This window comes from Prosthecobacter sp. (assembly GCF_020439865.1).
Taxonomy (GTDB): Bacteria; Verrucomicrobiota; Verrucomicrobiia; order Verrucomicrobiales; family Verrucomicrobiaceae; genus Prosthecobacter.
The window spans coordinates 76,858-83,000 of sequence record NZ_JAGRPF010000139.1 but is presented as its reverse complement, the minus strand read 5'-3'; the positions used below and the strand labels follow the sequence as shown (position 1 = coordinate 83,000).

The 6,143-nt window shown below is 61.9% G+C and carries 3 protein-coding genes; 1 reads left to right on the top strand and 2 read right to left on the bottom strand.

Annotation, left to right across the window (positions count from 1 at the left end; all coding sequences use genetic code 11):
* On the bottom strand, nt 1-690 hold a 690-nt coding region (locus KDL09_RS16960; protein ID WP_294387658.1), incomplete at its 3' end, for an AraC family transcriptional regulator.
* A 186-nt stretch (nt 691-876) separates the two neighbouring features.
* Complete coding sequence (locus tag KDL09_RS16955) at nt 877-1,788, bottom strand: hypothetical protein (RefSeq protein WP_294387655.1); 912 nt, start codon at nt 1,786-1,788, stop codon at nt 877-879.
* Between the two features lie 148 nt (nt 1,789-1,936).
* Between KDL09_RS16955 and KDL09_RS16950 the strand changes: the two genes are divergently transcribed.
* Nucleotides 1,937-6,115: a PVC-type heme-binding CxxCH protein gene (locus KDL09_RS16950; RefSeq protein ID WP_294387652.1), complete on the top strand. Its 4,179-nt coding sequence runs from the start codon at nt 1,937-1,939 to the stop codon at nt 6,113-6,115.
* Nucleotides 6,116-6,143 lie beyond the last annotated feature (28 nt).

Genomic DNA, 6,143 nt, shown 5'->3' with positions numbered 1-6,143 from the left:
GCGCAGGCAGGTCAGGTGCTGCATCGGGCTGCGGCCAAGTTCCTTCAAACAAAGCCGCCGCAGATGCTCGGGGCTGCAATGACTGCGATGCGCCAGCTCCGCGAGCGTCCAGTCGCGCATCAGGTCCTGCTCCACATCGGCCCACAACTTCGCCACACGCGGTTCCTTGCTCCGCCACGGCTGGGCGATGCGACGGATCGTCGCGTGCAGGAGTTCCAGCCAGTGATGCAGAAGACGCGGTTCGCGCTCCCCTTCCCATTCGGCACGCACGCCTGAGATGATACGCACGATCTCATCCGCCTGTGCCGTCGGCATCACCGGCGACGCCGCCCCGACCACGGGAGTGACAAAACTCGGCTCGTCGTAGCGCACCCACGCGAAGCACCAGCGCTCGCGCCCTTTCGCCTCAAACGCATTCAGCACACGGGGCGGCGCCAGGCAGACCATGCCCGGTTTCACGCGCTGCCAGCGACCGTCGAGCAGGATCGAACCCTCGCCGCTCACGCAGGCGAGGACGAAACTCCCCTCCGGCTTCATGCGCACACGCCGGTACGGCGGCAGCGCCTCGTCCATGCCTAGCCGGGCAATGCGATGCGTGCTCATCTCCACGCACTCACGCGCCTCCACCACCCAGCGCCGCGTCTTCGGCCCGTTTAGGGTGGTTTCGTGCAGGTGTGTTTCGGTGGCCATGTCGAGATAGGGGATGCCTTCCAACCGCTGATATGACGCTAATTTGACGCTGATGCCAGAAGTTCATCATTAGCGTCCCATCAGCGTCAGATGAGCGGTTCAAACATTGCCTGAATCAATGAGACGATCTTCACAAGTCCATTTGGGACATGACGCTGCACATGTGGCCGCGACAATCTACGTTGGCTATTGCACACCACTAGTGATTCTCCAGCCCCAGCGGAAGAGATTGCGAGCATCCGCGATGCGCGAGGCATCACTGGAACATCCGAGCACGACGACAAACAGTCGTTTCCCCTGATGGGTGCCGGTGGCGACGAGGCAGTTGCCGGCTGACTTGGTGAGCCCGGTTTTGATGCCGTCGTAGCAGTCGAACGCCAGCAGCTTGTTGGTGTTTTCCCACGCGGCACGCCGCTCGCCGCCATTCGGCAGCCGGATGGTCGCCTGATAGGTTCTCGTGGCCACCACCTTGCGATAGAGATCGTGCTTCATGACTGTCTGCGCGAGACGCAGCAGATCAGCTGCGGTGATCGTGGGAACGTCGGCGAGTCCATCCCCCAGGGCGCTGGTATACATCGTGTCTGCCATGCCGAGTTGCCGGGCCTTGCGGTTCATCTCGGCGATGAAACGCCCCCGTGCCTTGTAGATGGGGCCTTGCAGTGCGGGTGGGCTTTCGTCGCCTGGCGGAGCGAAGCGATCGTTGAAATGTTCCGCCAGCGCATTCGCCATGTCATTGCCCGAGGGCAGCATCAGCGCGTAGATCGCGTCACGCAGCTGGATGCTTTCGCCTGCGGCCAGTTCCGCGCGGCTGCCGGGTGTCGCGGCAGCGCTTTTGGAAATCGTGATCCACTCGTTGAGCAGCTCCGGATTCGCATCGACCTGTCCGAGCACGACCCGGAGGCACATCATCTTGGTGGTGCTGGCGGCCTTGAGCTTGTCTTTGAGCCCCGCCGAAGCGAGCACTCGTCCGTCCGCACCATCTGCCACGCACCAGGCCTTCGCCGAGATAACCGGCGGCGCGTTCGAATCGAGGTTTTCGGAATCGGCCAGAACCATCGTCGCGCCCAGGCAGACAAGCAAAGTAACCACGTTTTTCATGAGTGAGCTCAACGCAAGGGTCATCGGATGTCTTGCCCGTTCTCGGGCTTGTTCTCACACCACTGCTGTCGCGCAAAGGTGCATTTCGGGCATGACACCGTGCATGTGATCCTGCTAGCCTGCGCCGACCATTCCCGTTAATCCAACCATGAAGCCAATCCTCGCACTTCTACTGACCACGGCCGCACTCCACGCGGAGCCAGTCTCGCTCTTCGACGGCAAAACCCTCGACGGCTGGGACTACGATCCAAAAATCTGGCGTGTCGAGGACGGCATGATCACCGGCGGTTCAACGACGGAGAAGATCAAGGAGAACCACTTCATCTGCACGAAGAAGAGCTACCAGAACTTCGAGCTGAAGCTCAAAATCAAGGTCGGCGGCGATCCGAAGACCGGCATGCTCAACAGCGGCATCCAGATCCGCAGCCTGCGCGTGCCCGGCGGCGCGCACATGACCGGTTATCAGATCGATTGCGGCGCAGGCTGGTTCGGAAAAATTTATGATGAGTTCCGCCGCAACAAGGTCATCTGGGCACCCACGCCGGAGCAACAAGCCGCGCTCGACAAGGTAATCGATGTCTATGGCTGGAACGAGTATCGCATCCGCGCCGAAGGCACGCGTATTCAGACCTGGATCAACGGCGTGCACTGCATGGACTACACTGAGCAGGACAAGAACATCGCACTCGACGGCCTCATCGGCCCGCAGGTTCACAGCGGCGGCGTTTGCCTCGTGCAGGTCAAGGATGTGACGATCGAAGAACTGCCGCCGACGCCGAATGCACCCACGTGGGAATCGCTCGGCGGTGTCGATGCCGCGCGCAAACTCGTCGCTCCGCCGCCGAAGCCCAAGCCGCAGGCGGATGCAGCGAAACCGAAGCGCGACATCAGTTACAACAACGTGCAGGGCACCGCTTTGACCGCCGAGGAGCAGTTGAAGAAGTTTCATCTGCCCGAGGGCTACGAGATCGAACTCGTCGTCAAGGAGAGCGACGGCATCGGCAAGTTCATCAGCGTTTACTTTGATCAGCGAGGTCGAATGTGGACGCAGACCGCGCTGGAGTATCCCGTCGATGCGAATGAAAACCCCGCCGCCGCCGAGGCCGTGTATGCGGCGAAGGGCAAGGACAAGGTGCTCGTCTATCCGCGGGAGTCGGTGAATGCGCCGATTCCCGCGGGTGGACTCACCAACCCGACCGTTTTCGCCGACGGTCTCGCCATTCCGCTTGGCATCCTGCCTTGGGGCGCGGGCGACTCCTGCTACGCACTGCACGGTCACGACCTGCTCCTGCTCAAAGACACCGATGGCGACGGCAAATCGGACAAGCGCGAGGTCATCCTCACCGGCTTCGGCGTGCAGGACTCGCATCTCTTTCCGCATCAGTTCACGCGTGCGCCCGGCGGCTGGATTTGGATGGCGCAGGGCCTTTTCAACAACAGCAAAGTCCACAAGCCCGGCAGCAACGAGGAAATCGACTGGCCCAAATGCTCCATGGCGCGCATGCGGCCCGACGGCAGCGAATTCGAAGTCACCAGCACCGGCCCGAACAACATCTGGGGCCTCGTCATGACCGGCGAAGGCGAGACCTTCATCCAGGAGGCCAACGACTACGGCTACCCCGTCATGCCCTTCCACGAATACGCCTACTATCCCGGCGGCATGGCCGGCCTGCGCAAGAGCTACCAGCCCGAGTTCCCGCCCGCCGCCGAGTTCCGCATGGGCGGCACCGGTTTGAGCGGCCTCGCGCTCATCGAGTCAGGTCCGCTTTCGCCCGCACACGTTGGTCAGGGTTCTGTAGTACCGGCTTTAGCCGGCTCCGGAAAACCAGAACCGGCTAAAGCCGGGACTACAATGCCCAAACCGGCTTACGTGATGGCCGTCGCCAATCCCATCATCTCAAAGATTCAAACCATCGCCATGCATCGCGACGGCCCGTATTGGAACCTCGAACAGGCCGCCGACCTCATCACCTGCGACGATCCCTTCTTCCGCCCCGTCGCCATGACCAACGGCCCCGACGGCTGCATCTACATCGTCGATTGGTACAACAAGATCATCTCCCACAACGAGGTGCCGCGAAACCATCCCGACCGCGACAAGACACGCGGCCGCATCTGGCGGGTGAAGCCGAAAGCCGCGAAAGGCGAAGTCCCCGATTTCACGAAACTCAGCACTGATGAACTCGTCGCGTCGCTCGACAAAGGTCCTGTTGGCAAAGCTCATCTCGCTTGGCAGACCCTTGTCGATCGCGATCCAGAAAGTTTGAAACGTGAAGCGCATTGGAGCACGCAGGAGTACCGCAACGGCGGTGCGAAGGACGAGATTCTGTCAATCGGACGCAGTCTGAAACATGAGGAATCCGTTTCCAAACTCCTCGCCTTCGCCAAACCCAGCCTCCCCGGTCCCACCATCCAATCCTCCCGCAGTCCGGCTCGAGTTCCGGTGCGTGAGGCTTACGACCGCGAGTTCGAGCGCTTCCTCGTTCGCATGTTCCTGGAACGTCATCCCGACATCGTTGCAAAGTTCCTCGACTCGGACGCCGCCTCCAAACTGCCCGTCGAGGCTCGTGTGCTCGCTTCGCTCGCGTTGGAGCCAAAAAGCAGCGCCTCACGCGTCGCCAAACTGCTGCCGCAGCTCGACCGCGCTCCGAACGACGAAGAACTCCTCCGCCTCGCCCAGTTCCCGAACGAACCCGGCGTGGACGATGCCTTGAAGACCGTGCTCTCGAATGAGAAATCCCGCGCCAGCGTTGCCGAGAAGCTGCTCGCGCAACGCACAGCGCTCGATGCCGCGAAGATCGCTCCGCTTCTCACCGAGGCGGCCCAAGCGATGCTCGGCACCTCACCGCAACTCGCGCTGCAACTCATCGGTGGCTTTCAACTCACGAGTTTGGAGGGCGAGCTTGTGGCCAAGGCAAAAACCAAGACCAGCGCGGACATTCTTCGCACCCTTCGTGATCTCCATAGCGATGCAGCCGAACTCTTCGCCACGATCGCCAAATCCGACCCCGATCCCCTCACCCGCGATGCGGCGCTCGAAGCCCTCGCTGCTTCCCGCGCTCCCGATGCCACGGCACGTCTGCTCACGCTGTATCCTGAGCTCACGCCCGGTCAGCGCAAGGCGGCGCTAAACACTGTTTCAAGCACGAAGGCAGGTGCGAAGACTATCGTCACCGCCTTGCTCGACAAAACGCTCCCACAAGCCGATCTCGACGGCCCCACGGTCGAGCGCCTTGCCACCGTGCTCGGTGATGATCCTGCGTTGGAAAAACTGCAGCAACAGCTCGGCGGCGTGTTCCGCGAGGTGCTGTTGTTCGACGGTCAGGAAACCGCGTGGACGGATTCGAAGATCACCCTCGACGGGCCCTTCACCGTCGAGACTTGGGTGCGCCTCGCGCCGAACATCGGCAATCAGGATGATATCCTCGGCGCGCCCGGCGGCCCTGAGATGAATTTCTTCCAATCCAAGTTCCGTGTCTTTGCCGGTCCCCAGCTTCACGATGTCGCCGTCGCCGCCAAACCGATGACGCCCGACCTTTGGACGCACATCGCCGTCACACGCGACGTGAAGGGCATCATCCGCATCTACCAAAACGGCGAACTCGACGCCACCGCCAGCAAACCCGCGCCTGCGAAATGGGACAACTGCCGCATCGGCTGGAGTGGGCCGAAAGGCGGCACCGAAGGCGTGATGACCGAGTTCCGCGTGTGGAACCGTGCACGCACCCCCCAGGAAATCCGCGCCAACTTCGACCGCATCCTCGAATCCGCCGAAGGCATGACGCGTTACGATTCCAAATGGGGCAAGCCGGGCAAAGGCGCCCGCATCGCCAAAACCATCGACACCCCGCCGCTGCTCACCGAGGAACAAGCAAAGGCGCTCGACACCAAGTTCGCCAAATACACCGCCCTCGCGCCGAAAGGGGATGCCGCGAATGGCAAAGTCCTCAGCGCGCTATGCATGGCCTGCCATCAGATCGGCGCCGCCGGCGGTCAGATCGGCCCGAACCTCAGCGGCGCGGGCGCAATGGGACTCGAAGGCGTGTTGCGCAACATCTTGACGCCGAACGCCGCAATGGAGCCCGGCTACCGCATCTTTCGCGTCGAGATGAAAAACGGCGACCTCATCGACGCCTTCTTCGTCAGCGAAGACAAGCAGGCCACCATCATCCGCCAGCCTGGTCTGCCGGACCGTCGTCTCGACAAGAAGGACATCCGTAGCACCAAGTTCATCCGCCGCAGCCTGATGCCCGAAGGCTTGCTCGACACGCTGCAGGACCAGCAGGTGGCCGATCTGCTCGCGTATCTGATGACGTTGAAGGGTTAAGCGGGAGAGGCGGTCGTTTTTGCCGCAG

Bases quoted from the DNA above. Each gene is read 5' to 3' on its own strand.
- KDL09_RS16950 (WP_294387652.1), top strand. From the start codon at position 1,937: ATGAAGCCAATCCTCGCACTTCTACTGACCACGGCCGCACTCCACGCG.
- KDL09_RS16955 (WP_294387655.1), bottom strand. From the start codon at position 1,788: ATGAAAAACGTGGTTACTTTGCTTGTCTGCCTGGGCGCGACGATGGTT.